Below are 17,309 nucleotides of genomic sequence, written 5' to 3'. Positions count from 1 at the left end.
GCAAGCGACCGGCTACCCGGCCACCGCCGCGGCGCGAATCACCCGTGCTCCGGCCACCGACGTCACCAGCAACACCACGCCTCCCCCGAAAACTGCGCTCACCACAAACGGCGTGGCACCGAACGCCGCCGCTGGACCGCCCGTCTTGACAATCGAGAACGGCAGCACGCACAACACCGAACCCACCACCGCGACGACGATCGCCAGCAGGGTCGCGGCAGCGGTTTCGCGCAGGAGCACGCCGCGCACCTGCCGGACGGTCGAGCCGATCAGCGACAGCGTCGCGAATTCCGTGCGGCGGTCGCCGATCGTGGCCACCAGGTTGTTGGTCAGCGCGATCGCCATGAACAGCGAGATCAGCACAACCACCAGGTAGTTGATCGACGCCAGGACGTCAGCCGTGCTGCCCGGGACGCTGTGCTGATTTTCGATGCCCTGCATGGCCAACGTGCCCGCGGAGACGCCGACCAGCAGCGTCAGGAAGGTGACGATCGGACGGGCTCGTTCCGGCGCGGCGCGCAGGTTCACGCCCGCCAGATGCGCTTCGGCGCTCTTCGCCCCGCGCGAGAGGCGGCCGACGACCCGGTTCGCCACGGTGATCAGTTCCGGCGCGAGGATCGCGAATCCGATCGAGCACAACACCACGGCTGGTCCGGTCATCCCGGTCGTCGCGATGTTGTCAGCGGGCAAGGCCAGCACCGCGCTCGCCGAGCCGAAACCCGCTGCCAGCAAGGTGATCGCGGCAATCCGCCGCGGCCGCGCCGACCTGACCCGGCGCGGTCCGGAATCTTCTTCGACCGGACTGCGCCGAGCCGGACCGCGACTGCCGATCCACGCCGCGAGCACTCCGGCCAGCAGCACGACCACGACACCGGCCAGCGGCAGCACGATCCCAGGAGCGAACGACGTGCTCGACGCGGTGAGCCCGGACGAACGGACCCCGGTCAGCAAAAGGAACCCCAGCAGGTAGCCGAGCCCCAGACCGGGCAGCGCGGCCACCGCGGTGATCGCGAGAGTTTCCATCGAGACGAGCACCCGGATTTGCCGCGGCGCCGCACCGATCAGCCGCAACCCTCCGATCTCGCCGGACCGCGCGGCGAGCGTGACGCCGATCGTCGACACCATCGCGAACACGACGATCGCCACCACCCAACCGCCCAGGATGAGCGGGAACTGGGTGAGAAATCCCCGATCGGCCGGAGCAGTGCTGCCGGAGAGACCAGTGCCGAGCAGGGCGGTCATCGCGACCACCAGCGCCATCCCGACGAGCGCGACCAGACCGGTGGCTACGGCGGCCGCGCGGTGGTGGCCGAAGAGCCGCAGAGCGAGTTTCAGCATGTCAATTCCCCCTCGAATGCACTGCCGTCGCACTCGATCTCACCGAGCGCGCTGCCTCGACGAACGCCACGGCAGCGACACGATGATCACCGACCAGCCGTAGAGCGAGTTTCAACATGTCAATTCCCCCTCGAACGCATGGCCGCCGCACTCGACCTCTCGACGAACGCCACCCGGCCGGTCGCCACGGCATCACCGACCAGCCCCAAAGCAAGTCCCACCACGTCGAGCCCCTTCACTCTTCCTGTCGCCACTCGGCTTTCGCGCCGCATCACCGAGCACCCACCGCGTTCGCCGCCCGCTCGGCGGATTCGACAAGCACAGCCATCCGGTTCGCCACCGCCGCGGCAGTCGGCCGGGCCAGCTGATCGACCACGAGCCCGTCCGCCAGGAACAGCACCGCGTCGGCATAAGACGCGGCCACCGGGTCATGCGTCACCATCACGATCGTCTGGCCTCGGTCCGCCAGATGCCGCAGCAAGCCCAGCACTTCCCGCGCGCTCCGGATGTCCAGTGCGCCAGTCGGTTCGTCGGCGAAAACCACCTCCGGATCCGTCACGAGCGCCCGCGCCACAGCCACCCGCTGCTGCTGCCCGCCGGACAACTGCCCAGGACGGTGTCCCCCGCGCTGTGCCAGACCGACCTGTGCCAGCAACGCCGCGGTGCGCTGCGGGTCCGGGCGGCGACCGTCCAACCGCAACGGCAGTTCGATGTTTTCCTCCGCCGTCAGCGCGGGCAGCAGGTTGAACTGCTGGAACACGAACCCGATCCGCTGGCGCCGCAGCTCGGCCAGGCGCGGTTCGTCCAAAGCAGACAGATCAGCGCCGTCCAGTTCGACGGTGCCTTCGGTCGGGGTGCGAAGGCCAGCCGCGCAGTGAAGCAATGTCGTCTTCCCTGAGCCCGACGGGCCCATGATCGCCGCGAAGGCGCCGCGCGGGACGTCCAAGTCCACGCCGCGCAGTGCGTCGACCGGGCCGCCTTCGCCTTCGAAGCGGCAGCGCAGCCGTCTGGTGCGGATCGCGGGTGCGGTCATCTTCCAGTCCTCCCAGAGAGTTTGAATGAACGTTTAAAACGAACGTTTACATGATACGGTAGCACGCGTGGGACACCGCGAGAACCTGATCACCGCCGCCCGGGAATGCCTCCTCAAAGCCGGCTACGCGCGCACGACGGTGCGTGACCTCGTCGCCGCCTCCGGGGCCAACCAGGCGTCGATCAACTACCACTTCGGCTCGAAGGAACAGCTGCTCACACAGGCGCTGTCCGACCTCAACACCGAGTGGGGCGAAATGCTGTTCGCCGTCCTCTCCGACCCGGACGACGAGAAGGCCGGGCCGGAGCAGCGCTGGGCGCGGATCATCGAGTCGATCCGCGAACACCGCGAGCTGTGGTTCGTGAACTTCGAGAGCGTCAGCTACCTGCAGCACGACGAGAAGGTCCGGAAGATCAATGCCGAAGGGCAGCAGCTGGCGCGCGTCGGGCTAGCGCGCGCATTCGGCGATCTGGGGCCGGACGCGGATCCGAAGGACGTCCACGCGATCGGCGCGCATTACTACTCGCTGCTGGTCGGGACCGCGCTGCAGTGGCTGACCGATCCCGACAACGCTCCCTCGGCGGCGGATGTGGTCCGCGCCGATTGGCGTTCCGTCTAGACCAGCGCACGTCACGCTGCAGTCACAGATCCCGGGACGTCGCACCAGCTCCGTTGACACGTCCGCCATCCGGGTGACATGATCCCGGCACCGCTTGGAAACGTTTCCAATCCATCCAGTCCGCAGACTGGAAACGTTTCCAACAGCGGTATCCGCACTGTTGCTCGCCGTGTCCGACTGGGAGGGACGATGACGTCAACCCGAGCCACGCTGATCCAGGTGGCCGAGCGCGCCGGCGTGTCGCTGGCTTCGACCTCGCGCGCGCTGCACGGGACCGGCGCCAGCAAGGCGATGGTCGAGCGCGTGCGCGCGGCCGCGGCGGAACTCGGGTACAGCGCGGACGCGATCGGGCGGTCGTTGCGGCTGAAGAAGACTTCGCAGATCGCGTTCGCGGTGGCCGACATCGGCAACCCCGTCTACGTCGAGATCATGCGCGGAATTCACGAAGTCCTTGCGCCGCACGGGTATCGGGTCGTGGTGATGTCCACGGGGGACACCGCATCCTCGACCACCGAACTCATGCACAGCCTGCACGGCGGGTTCGTCGACGGCATGATCGTCATCCCGCTGCGCACCGACGACGAGCTGATCGAGCAGATCGGCCAGGCGCCGGTGCCGGTCGTGGTGATCGGCCGCGCGATGAGCGACCGCGGGATCAGTTCGGTCTCCACGGATTCCGCCGCCGGGATCGGCGCGGCGGTGCAGCACGTCGTTTCGCTGGGCCGCCGCCGGATCGGCTTCCTCAACGGGCCGCTCGACACCACGCCGGGCTCCTCGCGGCAGCGCGGGTTCGACGAAGCGGTGTCCGCAAAGGACTTCGCCGCCAAGACGGACGTCGAGGTCGCCGCCGATTTCACTGTCGCGGCAGGGATCGAGGCCGCCCGGAAGCTGCTCGACCGTCCAGAAAGGCCGGACGCCATCGTCGCGGCCAACGACCTGCTCGCCATCGGGGCCATCCGCGCCGCCCGGGAACTGGGGCTCAGCATCCCGCGCGACGTCGCCGTCACCGGCATGGACGACACCGAGCTCGGGCAGGTCTTCCTCCCCCGGTTGACCAGCGTGTCCCTCGGCTCGGCCGAGCGCGGGCGCGCCGCCGCCCGGCTGATGCTCGGGCTCGCCGACGACGCGGACGCCCCGGCCCAGCAGATTTCGGTCGGGACCGAGCTGTTCGTCCGGGAGTCCACTGTGGACCAGAACGTGGAGGACGCGGAATGACCACCGCGACGCAGCCGAGGCGAGCCGCTCCCGCTCCCCCGCCGCGCCCGAAGAAGACCACGCAGGCCCGCACGCGCCGGCGCGAGGCGATCGCGCTGGTGATGCCGTCACTGATCCCGATCCTGGTGCTGTCGGTGGCCCCGCTGGTCATCGGCATCGTGCTGGCCTTCACCGACACGCGGCTGGTGCGGCATCCGGACTTCGGCTTCGCCGGGATCGACAACTTCGTCCGCCTCGGCGGGAACTCGCTGTTCTGGGATTCGCTGCGGATCGGTCTGATTTGGACGGTCGGGGTGACCGTCCTGCAGCTGGCCGCCGCGATGGGCCTCGCACTGCTGCTCAACTCCGGCCTCAAACTGCAGGGCCTCACCCGAGTGCTCGCACTCATTCCGTGGGCGATGCCGCCGGTGGTCGTCGCGATTATGTGGCAAATGATTTACTCGGCCAACGGCGGTCCGCTGAACGCATTCCTCGGCAGCATCGGCCTGCCGGACGGAATCAACTGGCTCGGCGATTTCAACACCGCCTTGCCCGCGGTGATCGTGGTCGGCGTCTGGGTAGGCATGCCTCAGACCACCGTGACGCTTCTCGCTGGCCTGCAACAGATCCCGACTGAACTGCACGAAGCGGCAGCCGTGGACGGCGCTGGCGCATGGCGGCGCTTCACTGCGGTGACGTGGCCGAGTATGCGCCCCATCGTCAGCTCCATTACTTCCCTGAACTTTATCTGGAATTTCAATTCCTTCTCGCTCGTTTACGTGCTCACCGCGGGCGGCCCGGGCGGAAAGACCATGGTCCCGGTGCTGTTCGTGTACCTCGAAGCGTTCAAGAACCGCGAGATCGGCTACGCCGCCGCGATGGGGCTCGTCCTCGTCATCGTGGTCGTCGCGCTGCTCGCGATCTACCTGCGGTCGCAGTTCCGCGGCGACCGCCCGGAAAGGGGGCGGTGAGCGATGCGCTGGTCCGTGCGCCCCGCGCAGTACCTGGCTCTCGTGCTGTACCTGCTCTTCCTCGGTTTCCCGTTGCTGTGGCTGATTTCCGCGTCGGTGAAGTCGTCGGCGGAGCTGAACTCGCTGTCGGTCAACCTCATCCCGAGCGAATGGCATTGGGACAACTACGGCGAAGCGCTCTCCCGCCAGGGTCTGCTGCATTCGGCGTTCAACAGCCTGCTGGTCGCGCTGGCCAGCACCGTGCTGGCGATCCTGATCTCGGTGCCCGCGGCCTACGTACTGGCCCGGCTCAAGGGAAAGCTGCGCATCGCGGGCGTCACCTGGATCCTGGTCAGCCAGGTGTTCCCGGTGGTCCTGGTGATCCTGCCGCTGTTCCTCGTGCTGCGGACGCTCGGCCTCGCCGACAGCCTCGTCGGGCTGACGCTCGTGCACACCACCTACATCCTCCCGTTCGCGCTGTGGATGCTGCAGGGCTACGTCGCGGCGATCCCGGTCGACCTCGAGGAGGCCGGGGCGATGGACGGCGCGACGCGGTTCACCGTGCTGCGCACGATCGTGTTCCCGCTGCTGGCCCCTGGCGTGGTCGCGACCGCGATGTTCAGCTTCGTGTCGTCGTGGAACGAGTTCTTCTTCGCGCTGGTGCTGCTGCAGTCGCCGGAGAACTACACGCTGCCGATCACGCTCACCATGTTCATCGGCGGCGAGGGCAAGGTCGCCCTCGGCCCGCTGGCCGCGGGCGCCGTGCTCGCGGCGATCCCGAGCATCGCCTTCTTCAGCCTCCTGCGGAAGAAACTCACCGGCGGCCTCATGGCCGGGGCGGTGAAGGGATGAGCCCCACCCCATCGGAAACACCCTCGAAAGGTCGGTCGATGAAGACACGACGCGCGGCCATCGCCGCCAGCCTCGCCCTCACCAGCCTGCTCGCCGCGGCGTGCGGCAGCGGCGCGGACAGCGGCAGCGGGGACGGCGGACCGGTCACCCTCACGTTCCAGTCGCTGTCGGACCAGCCCGCCGCGATCGCCGCCACGAACAAGATCGTCGGCGCGTGGAACCAGGCGCATCCGGACACGCAGGTGAAGGTCGTCCAGGCCGGCTGGGACAGCGCCTACGACAAGCTGATCACCCAGTTCAACGCGGGCACCGCGCCGGACATCGTGCACTACGAGGCAGCCGGGATCGGGCCGTTCGCCGCCGACGGCTACCTCGCCGACCTCTCCCCTTACCTGTCCGAGCAGAAGCGCGCGGACATCCCGAAGGGCGTGCTCGACTCGGTGACGGTCGACAGCAAGGTCGTCGCCTACCCGACCGAGCTGCAGTCCTATGTGGTCTTCGCGAACAAGAAGCTGCTGGAGCAGTCCGGCGCGCAGGTCCCGACCGGCGAGACGATGACCTGGGACCAGCTGCGCCAGCTGGCCAAGACCGCCACGAAGGACGGCAAGTACGGCCTCGGCTGGGGCCTGTCGAGCCCGACCGCGACGTTCGTGGCGATGGCCCCGGCGTTCGGCGGCAAGTACTTCGAGGGCACCGGCGACCAGGCGCAGATCAGCGTCGGCCAGGGCGAAATGGCGCTGCCGCAGCTGGTGCACGACATGAACGCGACGGACCACTCGATCCTTCCGGTGACGCTGACCCAGTCCGGCGGCAAGGCGCTGGCCCCGTTCTACGCGGGCCAGGTCGCGATGACCGTGCAGGGTTCGTACCAGGCGGCGAACATCGAGAAGGACGCGCCGAAGGACCTCGACTGGGTCGCGCTGCCGCCGATCGCCGGGCCGGCCGGACCGGCGCAGGCGGCGAACCCGCAGACGCTGTCGGTCAACAAGGACTCCAAGCACGTCGAGCAGGCCGCGAAGTTCCTGGACTTCTTCACCAGCACCGAGAACCTCGCCGCGCTCAACGAGGCCGACACGCTGATCCCGGCGAGCAACTCCGCGCGTGAGGCGCTGGACAAGAAGCTCGGCGCGAAGAAGGGCTGGAGCACCATCCTGGCCTCGGGCAAGTACCTCACCTCGGCGCCGTATCTGTTCGCCGGCAAGTACGCGCAGTGGAAGGACACTGTCGCGACGCCCGCCTACCAGCGCTTCCTGGCGAACCAGATCGACGCGAACACGCTGGCGCAGCAGCTGAAGGACGGCTGGAAGAGCGTCGGCAAGTGACCGCCGCGCCGGGGTCCTTCGCGACCCCGGCGCGCACAACAGGCGCGGGCGAACTGGCCCGCGCCGAAGAACGAAGGGACGCAAGCCGGTGACCTGGCTGGAGGACCGCGCGGTGGCAGTGATCACCGGCGCGGCAGTGGGGGACGCGCTCGGCGGCGCGACCGAAGGGTGGACGCCCGAGCAGATCGAGGAGCGCCACGGCGGCCGCGTGACCGGGATCGTCCCGCCGTGGTACCCGAACTGGCGGGACGCGCGCCCGATCGCGCCCTACCACAAGGGCGACGGGCACATCACCGACGACACCTTGATGACTCGCGCGATCGTGGAGGTGTACGCGAAGCGCCGCGCGCACCTCGACGCGTACTCGATGGCCGAAGACCTGGTGCCGCTGATGATCGGCGAACCGCGCTGGGTGCCGGAGCTGGAGTCGACGGCGTTGTTGCTGCAGCGGGTGTTCCTCGCCGAGAAGTGGATCGTCGCGAAGCTGCATTACGGGCACGTGGACCCGCGTGAGGCGGGCGTCGGCAACATCGTGAACTGCGGCGCGGCGATGTACATCGCGCCGGTCGGCGTCGTGAACCCAGGCGACCCGCAGGCGGCGTATGCGGAGGCGATCGACCTGACCGCGCCGCACCAGTCCAGCTACGGCCGGGAAGCCGCCGGGGTGCTGGCCGCGATGGTCGCCGCTTCGGTCGCGCCTGGCGCTGGGCTGGACGACATCGTGCAGGCCGCGCTCGCGGTGTCGCACGACGGGACTTTGGCGGCGCTGCAGGCGGTTGTCGAAGCCTTCCAGGGGTGGAACGCCGCGCCCAAGACCGACGACGAGGAGCGGGCGCTCGCGCGGAAGATCCGCGAGGTGGTCGCGCCGTTCGATTCGGTCGGGCCGGAGTACCGGCAGATGTCGATGGACGCACGGCGGCCGTCGCGGACCAAGGCGATCGAGGAATTGCCTGCCGCGCTCGGGTTTGTGCTGGGACATCAGGGCGATTACCGCGGCGCGGTGCTCGGTTCGGTGAACTACGGCCGGGACGCGGACTCGATCGCGTCGATGGCGGGCGCGCTCTGCGCCGGGCTCGGCGGGGCGGCTTCGGTGCCGGACGAATGGATCGATCCGATCGGCGAGGCCAGCAAGATGGACCTTCGCGAGACCGGGCTGCTGCTCGCGTCCGCCGCGACGGACATCGTGAAGGCCGACCGGGCGCGGGCCCAGGCGCGGCTCGCCGCTCTCGACGCGCTGGCCGCCGCATGAGGCTGACCTGGGCTCAGCCCGAAGACCTCCTCGCGCACGGGTTCGTCCAGTCCGCCGCGGAGGGCAAGGACGTGACCTCGGTGCGGGAGCGCTGGATCGCCGCCGGCGGCGATCCGGTACCCGCCGTGAGCGGGGCAGGACCGCGGCCGGCGCCCCCAGCGTTGCGGGCGCTGGCCCGGACGCTGCTGGAAGAACTGGCCGCACTCCCCGGTCCTGCCGCGCCGGAAGAGCCGGACGGCTGGGAAGAGATCGCCGCGCTGCTCCCGCCCGCGCCGGTGCTCCCCCGGCCCCTCGCGGACCGGACGCTCGGCGCGTGGACCGGGCGGGCGGCGGGATGCCTGCTCGGGAAGCCGGTCGAGAAGATCCCGCGCGAAGGCATCGAAGAGATCCTGCGCGCGACCGGACGCTGGCCGCTCGACCGGTGGTTCACCGAGGTCGGGCTGCCCGACGACGTCGCGGCGCGATGGCCGTGGAACCGGCGCTCGCGGCCGACTTCCCTGGAGGAGAACATCTCCGGGATGCCGGAGGACGACGATCTCAACTATCCGATTCTCGCGCTGACGCTGCTGGAACGGCACGGCCGCGAGTTCACTACCGACGACGTCGCGCAGCTCTGGCTGGAGCACCTGCCCGCCGGGCGGGTGTTCACCGCCGAGCGCGCCGCGTACCGGAATCTGCTGGACGCGCGGCCGGTGCCGGAGACCGCGACGCACCTCAACCCGTTCCGCGAGTGGATCGGCGCGTTGATCCGGACCGACGTCTTCGGCTGGGTCTCCCCCGGTGACGTCCGAGGCGCCGCGCGGATGGCGTGGGTCGACGCGCGGCTCAGCCATACCCGTAACGGCATTTACGGCGCGATGTGGGCGGCTGCGCTGGCGTCGGCGGCGATGGTGTGCGACTCCGTCCACAGTGTCCTCGATGCGGCGGAAACTGTTCTGCCGCCGGAGAGCCGGCTGGCTGCCGCGGTGCGGTTTGGGCGGGAAGCTGCTGCTTACGAGGACGGGCTGGACCGGCTCCACGCCGAGTACGGCGACCTGCATTGGGTGCACGTGTTGAACAACGCCGCGGTGATCGCGTACGCGCTGACTCGCGGCGATGGCGACTTCGGGCAGAGCATCTCGCTCGCTGTCACGGCTGGCTGGGACACGGATTCCGCCGCTGCGACGGTCGGCGGGGTGGTCGGTGCGCTGCTGGGCATGGACGGGATCGGCGAGCAGTGGACGAAGCCGCTCGACAACCGGATCGCGACGTCGTTGCCCGGCGGCGAGCAGCGGATCACCGATCTCGCCGCGCGGACGGCCGGGGTGACGCGATGACCGGGCGGGTTGCTGTCGTCGGGTCGGCGAATGTCGATCTGGTGGTCGACGTTCCGCGGCAGCCGCGCGGGGGCGAGACCGTTCTCGGTGGGGATTTGCGGCGCAGTCCCGGTGGCAAGGGGGCCAATCAAGCGGTGGCCGCGGCGCTCGCCGGTGGAGCGGAGACGACGTTTCTCGGGGCGTTCGGGACCGATGACGGCGCGGAGCTTCTGTTGGCGTCGTTGACGAAAGCCGGAGTGCGGACGGACCTGGTGTCGCGAGTGGACAGTGCGACCGGGACCGCGTTCATCATGGTGTCGCCGGACGGCGAGAACTCCATTGTGGTCGCTCCTGGGGCCAATTCCCGGCTCCAGCTGGGTCAGGCACAGCTGGAGCGGATCGCCGCCGCCGACGTCGTGCTCGCCCAGCTGGAAGTCCCGTTGGAGGCTGTGACCGCTGCCGCCGCGGCCCGGCGGACTGGCGCGCGGATGGTGCTCAACGCCGCGCCTTCCCGGCCGCTGCCGGATCTTGACCTTGACGTGCTGATCGTCAACGAGCATGAGGCCGCGGACCTGGCTGGGATGTCCGGTGCGCCCGAGGAGCTGGCCCGGATTCTGCAGCAGCGCGCACCCGCTGTGGTGATCACGCTCGGCGCGGTCGGCTGTGTGGTCGCTGAAGCGGAAATCGTGCACCTGCCCGGATTCCGAGTGTCCCCAGTGGACACCACCGGTGCCGGGGACACGTTCTGTGGCGTGCTCGCAGCGGTACTCGCCGAGGGTCGTCCGCTTCGCGAAGCCGCTCAACTCGCCGGAGCCGCCGCCGCGCTCGCTGTCACCCGGCCCGGCGCGCAGTCCGCCGTGCCGACCGCTGCGGAGGTCGCCGAGTTCGCTGCCGGAGGAAACGCCTGATGACGTACGTGTTCGACCCGCTCGTCCCGCGCCCGATCGACCAGCCGACCGAGGTCCCGCTGGACGCTCCCCTGTCGGCTGAGCAGCTCGTCGCGCTGGACGAGGCCAAGATCTTCGTCGGCCCGGCGGACCCCGCCGACCGTCCGGAATGGCGGGCGCGGCTGCGGCAATGGCGGACTGACGCGCACGAACGGCACAGCTACCACGGCCGCGCCTACGACCGGCCGGAAGCCGCGTGGGCCGCCGGATGCCACACGGTCGCGCAGGTCTGGTTGTGGGACGAGCTCCTGTATTCGTTCGAGGAGCACCGGTTCACGCCGGAGCGGTTCCTCGCCGACGCGCACCAGCGGTTCGGCGGGCTCGACGCGGTCGTGCTGTGGCACGCGTACCCGGTGATCGGCCTCGACGACCGCAACCAGTGGGATTTCTACCGCGACGTGCCCGGTCTCCGCGAGCTCGTCGAGACGTTCCATTCGGCGGGCGTGCGGGTGTTCGTGGACTACAACCCGTGGGACGTCGGTACCCGTCGCGGCGAGGACGACGCCGCGGAATTGTCCGCGGTGCTGGCGGATTTCGGCGCGGACGGCGTCTTCCTGGACACGTTGAAGAAGGCCGATCCGGCGCTGGTCGAGCAGCTCGAACGTGCGCGGCCCGGGGTCGTGCTGGAGGGCGAGTCGAAGCTACCGGTCGAGCGGATCGAGGACCATTCGGCGTCGTGGGCGCAGTTCTTCGCCGATTCGCCGGTGCCGGGTGTGCTGCGTTCGCACTGGTACGAGCGGCGGCACATGCAGCACCACGTGCGGCGGTGGCACCGCGACCACACCGAGGAACTGCAGTCGGCGTGGCTGAACGGCGTCGGCGTGATGGTGTGGGAAGTCGTGTTCGGCGTGTGGGTCGGGTGGTCCCCGCGCGACGCGGCGACCGTGCGGCGGATGGTGACGGTGCAGCGTGCGGCCGGTGACCTGCTGCGCGAGGGCGAATGGACGCCGTTGGCTCCGTTGACACCGGAAGCTGAAGCGGCTGGGGTTTACGCGTCGCGCTGGGAACTCGGTGACTGGACACTGTGGACGGTCGTGAACCGGGGCGACTCGGATTATCTCGGGCCGGTCGTTGACGGGCCGGTGATCGATCTTTTCGCTGACGGGCGGGTGCCGGCGCGCGGGATTTCGGCGTTGCTGCAGGTCGCCGAAGGTGCGACAGAGCCGTCGTGGCTGTCCCGGGTGGCGACTCTCCCCCACGATCCGGACGCTCGCTTCCCGCATCGGCTCGCGACGCGGGTCGTTCCTGAGCCCACGAGTGGCGGGCCCGAGGACGACGCGGTCGTGGTTCCTGCGGGGCCATATGTACTGACGGTCCGGTACCGCGGGCGCGAGACCGGGATGTACCAGGGCGCGCCGTATGTGGACGAGTGGAAACCCCTTCCGCCACGGCTGCACGATGCCCGGACACTGCAGCGAGACGGTTCGCTGCCGTCGCCGGTCGCGGTTGCCGCCACCGAGGTGACGAACGGCGAGTTCGCGGAATTCCTTGCCGCTACGGGATACCAGCCGGTCGAGCCGCATCGGTTCCTCGCGCATTGGGTCGACGGTCGGCCTGCCGCCGAGGACGAGCCGGTGACCTTTGTGGACCTCGACGACGCCCGGGCGTACTGCGCGTGGCGCGGCGGCCGGTTGCCGACCGAGGACGAATGGCAGCTCGCTGGGGAAACCGGCGGCCTGCGGCGCGGCGCGCCGGCGGTGTGGAACTGGACCGAAAGCGAACACTCCGACGGGAGGACCCGGTTCGTGATGCTCAAGGGCGGCAGCGACTACCGCGCCGAGGGTTCGGAATGGTACGTCGAAGGCGGTCGGCACGCCCCGGACTACAGCGTGAAGCTGCTGCTGCCCGGGTTGGGGTTGGCGCGCGGCGCGACCGTCGGGTTCCGCTGTGCGTGGGACGTGACGCGATGACCGTGTCGAGGGAGGCGTCCGCCGGGGCGCTGGCCGGGCTGCGGGTGGTGGACGCGTCCACGTTGTTCGCCGGGCCGATGGCCGCGATGCACCTGGGCGACATGGGCGCCGAGGTGATCAAGGTCGAGCACCCGTCGCGGCCCGACCCGTCGCGCACGCACGGCGTGGCCAAGGGCGACGTCAACCTGTGGTGGAAGACGTTGGGGCGCAACAAACGCACCGTCACCGCGAACCTCAGCAGCGACGGCGGGCGCGAGGTGTTCCTGGCGCTCGCCGAAACCGCGGACGTGGTGATCGAGAACTTCCGCCCGGGCACGCTCGAACGCTGGGGCCTCGGTTACGAGGAACTGTCCGCGCGCAACCCTGGGCTGGTGCTCGCGCGGGTAACCGGGTTCGGTCAGCTCGGCCCGTACCGCTCGCGGCCTGGCTTCGGCACCCTCGCCGAGGCGATGAGCGGATTCGCGGCGGCCACCGGCGAACCGGACGGCCCGCCGACGCTGCCGCCGTTCGGGCTCGCCGACGGGGTCGCGTCGCTGGCCACCGCGTACGCGATCATGGTCGCGCTGGCCGGGCGCGCTGCCAGCGGACGCGGCCAGGTCGTGGACGTCGCGATCATCGAGCCGATTCTCGCCATGCTCGGACCGCAGATCACGCGGTGGGACCAGCTTGGCACGGTCCAGCCGCGCACCGGCAACCGGTCCACGAACAACGCGCCGCGCAACACCTACCGCACGAGCGACGGCCAGTGGGTGGCGGTGTCGACGTCGGCACAATCGATCGCGGAGCGCGTGGTGCGGCTGGTCGGCCGTCCGGAACTGGCCGACGAGCCGTGGTTCGCGACCGGCGCGGACCGGGCCGCGCACGCGGACGAACTGGACGAGGCCGTCGGCGGCTGGATCGCGCAGCACGCGCGGGACGAGGTGGTGACCGCGTTCGAGGAGGCACAGGCCGCGGTCGCGCCGATCTACGACGCGGCCGACATCGTGGGAGACCCGCAGTTCCGCGCGCTGGGCACGATCCACGAGATCGAAGACCCGGAACTGGGCACGACGTTGATGCAGGGACCGCTCTTTCGGTTGTCGGACAACGACGGCGTCATCGGCTTCACCGGACGACCGCACGGCGCGGACACCGACGAGGTGCTCGGCACGCTGGGCTTCGCTCCGTCGCGAATCGCTGAACTTCGCGCGGAGGGAGCGGTATGACGCCCGCGCTGACCCTGCTCTACGTCCCGGCGGACCGGCCCGATCGCGTCGCCAAGGCGCTCGCGTCGGACGCGGATGTCGTGCTGGTCGATCTGGAGGACGCCGTCGCGCCCGCGCAGAAAGATGCCGCGAGGGACAACGCGATGCGACTGCTGGCCGATGTGCCCGCGTCGCGGCCGGTGCAGGTGCGGATCAACCACCCGGATACGCCGTGGCACGCGGCGGACGTGGCCGCGGTTGCCGCGCTGCCGACGTGGGTGGGCGCGCGGTTGCCGAAGGTCGAGAGTTCGGTTGACGTCCGGTCGCACGCCGATGCGTTGCCGGGCCGGGAATTGCACCCGCTGATCGAATCGGCGCTCGGGGTGGAGCGGGCGCTGGAGATCGCGCTCGCTTCCCCGCAAACGGCGTCGCTCGGGCTCGGCGAAGCGGATCTGCGGTCCGACCTGCGGCTCGCCGACGAAGCCGGGCTCACTTGGGCCCGCAGCCGGATCGTGAACGCCGCCCGCGCCGCGCGCCTGCCGCCGCCCGCGATGTCGGTGTACGCGAATGTCCGGGATCTCGACGGGCTGGCGGAAAGCTGCCGGTCCGGGCGGGCGCTCGGATTCCGCGGCCGGACGGCAATCCATCCGGTGCAGCTGCCGACGATCCGCGCGGCGTTCCTGCCGACGGCGGAGGAGGTCGCTCGCGCGCGCGAGGTTTTGTCCCGAATGGACGGTGCCACCCAGGCCGGGGTGGGCGCGATCGCGCTTGCCGACGGAACGTTCCTGGACGTCGCGATGCGGGACCAGGCGCTGGCCGTGCTGGCGCTCGTCTCCGATTAGGCTTTGTCCGCGGAAACCAAGCGCAGCAACGGATCGAACCGGACCGGTCCCTCGTCCGTCAGCTGCACCGGGCCCGCGACCGGCTGATACCCGGTGACGACGACGGTGTACTCGCCGGGGAACAGATCGTCGACGGTGTAGTGGCCCGCCTCGTCCGTTACCGTCACCCGCTGGACCTGGCCCTCGGCGTCCAGCACCGCGACCTGCGCACCCGGGAACGGCCCCCGGATCGCGTGCACCGTGCCGGTGAGCCGGACCGACCGCGCCAGCACGACGTCCTCGCGCACCGGTTCAGCGCCCACCTGCACGTGCCGGGCCACCGGTTCGCGGCCGCTTGCCTGTACCAGCAGGAGATACGAGCCCGCCGGAGCGTCGAGGGCGAAGCTGTTGTCCGCGCCGGTGCTGGTACGGCGTACTTCGTGGGTTTCCAAGGAGGTCAGGCTCACCGAGGCGGTTTCGTCGGAAGCAAGGCCGCTCACCGTGCCGGAAATCGCCGCGGACGGCGCACTTGGCGTTGTGTCGCGGCGTTTCCGTGTCCGCGACAGCAGCACGTCGACGACCCCGAACAGCAACGCGAGCACGACCAGCGCGGTCGAGCCCATCAACCCGAGCGCGGTCGCCGAGTGGTAATCCCCGTGCGTACGGCCGAGTTCTCCGAAGAACAGCGATCCGCCGAGCGCCGTCCCGACCGCCGAACCGATCCGCTGCCCGGTCTGCAGCACTCCGGCCGCGGTGCCGCCCTCCGCGGGCGGGACTTCTTCCAAGGCGAGCGTCGAGTTCGGCGAAATCACCAGCCCGCTGCCGAACCCGCCGACGAACAGCGGCGCGGCCAGCACGAACGCGGTGTTCGCGCCGGAGTAGTCGCGGACGAGCCACGCGGTGGCGGCGAGCCCGATCGCGACGAGGAGGGTGCCGAGGACAACCATCGGCCTGCCGAACCGGTGCACGAGCCGTCCGCCGATGGTCGGCGAGATCGCCGAGCCGATCGCGAACGCGAGCATCGCCGCGCCGGCCTGCAGCGGCGTGTAGCCGAGGCCCTGCTGGAAAAAGAGCGTCAGAACGAGGAAAATCCCGGTGAATCCGGCGAAATAGACCATTCCGAGCGCGGAACCCATGGAGTAGCTGCGCACGGTCAGCAGCTTCAGATTCACCAGCGGCTGCTTGCCGCGGTTGCCGAGCCAGCGCTCCCACAGCACGAACAGCACCAGCAGCCCGGCCGCGACGCCCATCAGCCACCAGCGCGGCGCCGTCGCCTGTTCCTCTTCCTCGATCAACGGCAGCATCACCAGCACGACCGCCACGCCGAGCAGCACGCTGCCGACCAGGTCCGGCGTCCGCTTCCGGCCGCTGCGCGCGTCCTTCGGCAGCAACCGCAGCCCGAACAGGATCGCGAGAATCCCGATCGGCAGGTTGACGTAGAACACCCAACGCCACCCTTGGTCGACGCCGATGCCCTGGATCAGCAACCCGCCCAGCACCGGCCCGATCGCGGTGGACAGCCCGACCGTCGCCCCGAACGCGCCGAACGCCTTGCCGCGCTCGCGGCCGGAGAAGAGCTGCTGCATCAGCCCGATGATCTGCGGATTCAGCAACCCGCCCGCGACACCCTGCCCCAGCCGCGCCACGACGAGCCACGTCGCGTTCGGCGCCGCTCCGCACAGGACGCTGGTCGCCACGAACAACGCCAGCCCGAGCAAGAACATCCGGCGGCGGCCGTAGTCGTCGCCGAGCCGCCCCGACGGCACCAGCGCGAGCCCGAACGTGAGCGCGTACCCGGAGACGACCCACGAGACGTCCGCGGGCGTCGCGCCGATCCCGTGCTCCATCGAGGGCAGCGCGACGTTGACGATGCTGACGTCGAGCAGCGTCATGAACCCCGCGATGAGGCACACCCACAAGGCGCGCCAGCGCTGCGGATCGGGCTCGGGGGCAGGGGAAGCGTGCACGGACCATCCTGATTCGAGACCGGTAAGATAATTACTGGTGTTAGAATACTCGCCCATGCCAGCGGAGCGGGACCACGTCGACGGAGTCATGGCGCAGATCACCGGCGTGCGCGAGGAAGACCGGGTCAGCAAGGCGCTGAGCTTCCGCCTGCTGCGCGCGGCCCGGCTCCTGGAAACTGAACTGCGCCGCGAGTTCGACGCCTTCGGGGTCGGCTTGTGGGAGGTGGAACTCCTGGGCGCGCTCAAGCGGGCGGGTCCCCCGTACCGCCTCTCGGCCGGGCAGCTGCTGGACAGCATGCGCCTGACGTCCGGCGGGGTGACCAAACGCGTGGCCGGGCTGGAACGTAAGGGCTGGGTGCGCCGCGACATCGATCCCGGCGACCGGCGGCAGATCCTGGTGAGTCTGACCGAGGAGGGGTTGGCGCGGGCCCTCGAGGTGTTCGGGATGAAGACCCAGACTGAGGCACGGTTGCTGGGCGTCTTGTCGCACGCGGAACAGGACCGGATGAACGACGACCTGCGGGAACTGCTGCTGGAGTGGGAGGGGCCGGACGGGCGGGCTTGATTCCCGGCGTTTTTCGGAGGGCTTGGTACCCGGCGTTTTCAGGCTTCGCGGTGCAGGCCCGAC

At 69.9% G+C, this 17,309-nt stretch carries 15 protein-coding genes; 12 read left to right on the top strand and 3 right to left on the bottom strand.

The window, feature by feature from the left end; genetic code table 11:
* Positions 1–12: 12 nt before the first annotated feature.
* Entirely contained in the window at positions 13–1,338 is a 1,326-nt protein-coding gene (locus tag AB5I40_RS01865) for an FtsX-like permease family protein (protein WP_370936667.1), read from the bottom strand.
* 271 nt (positions 1,339–1,609) lie between these two features.
* Positions 1,610–2,371 (bottom strand): ABC transporter ATP-binding protein, encoded by a 762-nt coding sequence (locus tag AB5I40_RS01860; protein WP_370936666.1) that lies wholly within the window; start codon positions 2,369–2,371, stop codon positions 1,610–1,612.
* A gap of 67 nt (positions 2,372–2,438) precedes the next feature.
* Between AB5I40_RS01860 and AB5I40_RS01855 the strand changes: the two genes are divergently transcribed.
* From AB5I40_RS01855 to AB5I40_RS01805, 11 genes are all read left to right on the top strand, one after another.
* Complete coding sequence (locus AB5I40_RS01855) at positions 2,439–2,990, top strand: TetR/AcrR family transcriptional regulator (protein ID WP_370936665.1); 552 nt, start codon at positions 2,439–2,441, stop codon at positions 2,988–2,990.
* A 189-nt stretch (positions 2,991–3,179) separates the two neighbouring features.
* The gene (locus tag AB5I40_RS01850; protein WP_370936664.1) at positions 3,180–4,205 is read left to right on the top strand and encodes a LacI family DNA-binding transcriptional regulator; all 1,026 of its coding nucleotides are present in this window, start codon (positions 3,180–3,182) and stop codon (positions 4,203–4,205) included.
* Positions 4,202–5,155 (top strand): carbohydrate ABC transporter permease, encoded by a 954-nt coding sequence (locus AB5I40_RS01845; protein ID WP_370936663.1) that lies wholly within the window; start codon positions 4,202–4,204, stop codon positions 5,153–5,155. Before AB5I40_RS01850 ends, AB5I40_RS01845 begins: the two co-directional genes overlap by 4 nt.
* A 3-nt stretch (positions 5,156–5,158) precedes the next feature.
* Positions 5,159–5,986 (top strand): carbohydrate ABC transporter permease, encoded by an 828-nt coding sequence (locus tag AB5I40_RS01840; protein ID WP_370936662.1) that lies wholly within the window; start codon positions 5,159–5,161, stop codon positions 5,984–5,986.
* 38 nt (positions 5,987–6,024) lie between these two features.
* Positions 6,025–7,308, top strand: a complete 1,284-nt coding sequence (locus AB5I40_RS01835) for an ABC transporter substrate-binding protein (RefSeq protein ID WP_370936661.1) — start codon at positions 6,025–6,027, stop codon at positions 7,306–7,308.
* An 88-nt stretch (positions 7,309–7,396) separates the two neighbouring features.
* Entirely contained in the window at positions 7,397–8,557 is a 1,161-nt protein-coding gene (locus tag AB5I40_RS01830; RefSeq protein ID WP_370936660.1) for an ADP-ribosylglycohydrolase family protein, read from the top strand.
* Positions 8,554–9,873: an ADP-ribosylglycohydrolase family protein gene (locus AB5I40_RS01825; RefSeq protein ID WP_370936659.1), complete on the top strand. Its 1,320-nt coding sequence runs from the start codon at positions 8,554–8,556 to the stop codon at positions 9,871–9,873. The genes AB5I40_RS01830 and AB5I40_RS01825 overlap by 4 nt, the downstream gene beginning before the upstream one ends.
* A complete protein-coding gene (locus AB5I40_RS01820) occupies positions 9,870–10,760 on the top strand; it encodes a ribokinase (protein ID WP_370936658.1) in 891 nt (296 codons plus the stop codon). The genes AB5I40_RS01825 and AB5I40_RS01820 overlap by 4 nt, the downstream gene beginning before the upstream one ends.
* Positions 10,760–12,709: an SUMF1/EgtB/PvdO family nonheme iron enzyme gene (locus AB5I40_RS01815; RefSeq protein WP_370936657.1), complete on the top strand. Its 1,950-nt coding sequence runs from the start codon at positions 10,760–10,762 to the stop codon at positions 12,707–12,709. Before AB5I40_RS01820 ends, AB5I40_RS01815 begins: the two co-directional genes overlap by 1 nt.
* On the top strand, positions 12,706–13,914 hold the full coding sequence (locus AB5I40_RS01810; RefSeq protein ID WP_370936656.1) for a CaiB/BaiF CoA transferase family protein: 1,209 nt from the start codon (positions 12,706–12,708) through the stop codon (positions 13,912–13,914). Before AB5I40_RS01815 ends, AB5I40_RS01810 begins: the two co-directional genes overlap by 4 nt.
* Positions 13,911–14,735, top strand: a complete 825-nt coding sequence (locus AB5I40_RS01805) for a CoA ester lyase (RefSeq protein ID WP_370936655.1) — start codon at positions 13,911–13,913, stop codon at positions 14,733–14,735. Before AB5I40_RS01810 ends, AB5I40_RS01805 begins: the two co-directional genes overlap by 4 nt.
* Here the strand turns inward: AB5I40_RS01805 and AB5I40_RS01800 are convergent.
* Complete coding sequence (locus AB5I40_RS01800; RefSeq protein ID WP_370936654.1) at positions 14,732–16,681, bottom strand: DHA2 family efflux MFS transporter permease subunit; 1,950 nt, start codon at positions 16,679–16,681, stop codon at positions 14,732–14,734. The genes AB5I40_RS01805 and AB5I40_RS01800 overlap by 4 nt on opposite strands.
* A gap of 55 nt (positions 16,682–16,736) precedes the next feature.
* Here AB5I40_RS01800 and AB5I40_RS01795 point away from each other — a divergent pair, with 55 nt between their 5' ends.
* Complete coding sequence (locus tag AB5I40_RS01795; RefSeq protein ID WP_354735092.1) at positions 16,737–17,246, top strand: MarR family transcriptional regulator; 510 nt, start codon at positions 16,737–16,739, stop codon at positions 17,244–17,246.
* Positions 17,247–17,309 lie beyond the last annotated feature (63 nt).

It is taken from the genome of Amycolatopsis sp. cg13, assembly GCF_041346965.1.
GTDB lineage: Bacteria > Actinomycetota > Actinomycetes > Mycobacteriales > Pseudonocardiaceae > Amycolatopsis.
The sequence above is the reverse complement of the archived record's forward strand: the minus strand, read 5'-3'. Positions and strand labels throughout refer to the sequence as shown.

Excerpts from the sequence above, each read along its gene's own strand:
- AB5I40_RS01860 (WP_370936666.1), bottom strand. The coding sequence starts at position 2,371 with ATGACCGCACCCGCGATCCGCACCAGACGGCTGCGCTGCCGCTTCGAA.
- AB5I40_RS01820 (WP_370936658.1), top strand. The coding sequence starts at position 9,870 with ATGACCGGGCGGGTTGCTGTCGTCGGGTCGGCGAATGTCGATCTGGTG.
- AB5I40_RS01795 (WP_354735092.1), top strand. The coding sequence starts at position 16,737 with ATGCCAGCGGAGCGGGACCACGTCGACGGAGTCATGGCGCAGATCACC.
- AB5I40_RS01845 (WP_370936663.1), top strand. The coding sequence starts at position 4,202 with ATGACCACCGCGACGCAGCCGAGGCGAGCCGCTCCCGCTCCCCCGCCG.
- AB5I40_RS01815 (WP_370936657.1), top strand. The coding sequence starts at position 10,760 with ATGACGTACGTGTTCGACCCGCTCGTCCCGCGCCCGATCGACCAGCCG.
- AB5I40_RS01805 (WP_370936655.1), top strand. The coding sequence starts at position 13,911 with ATGACGCCCGCGCTGACCCTGCTCTACGTCCCGGCGGACCGGCCCGAT.
- AB5I40_RS01840 (WP_370936662.1), top strand. The coding sequence starts at position 5,159 with ATGCGCTGGTCCGTGCGCCCCGCGCAGTACCTGGCTCTCGTGCTGTAC.
- AB5I40_RS01825 (WP_370936659.1), top strand. The coding sequence starts at position 8,554 with ATGAGGCTGACCTGGGCTCAGCCCGAAGACCTCCTCGCGCACGGGTTC.
- AB5I40_RS01850 (WP_370936664.1), top strand. The coding sequence starts at position 3,180 with ATGACGTCAACCCGAGCCACGCTGATCCAGGTGGCCGAGCGCGCCGGC.
- AB5I40_RS01865 (WP_370936667.1), bottom strand. The coding sequence starts at position 1,338 with ATGCTGAAACTCGCTCTGCGGCTCTTCGGCCACCACCGCGCGGCCGCC.
- AB5I40_RS01835 (WP_370936661.1), top strand. The coding sequence starts at position 6,025 with ATGAAGACACGACGCGCGGCCATCGCCGCCAGCCTCGCCCTCACCAGC.
- AB5I40_RS01810 (WP_370936656.1), top strand. The coding sequence starts at position 12,706 with ATGACCGTGTCGAGGGAGGCGTCCGCCGGGGCGCTGGCCGGGCTGCGG.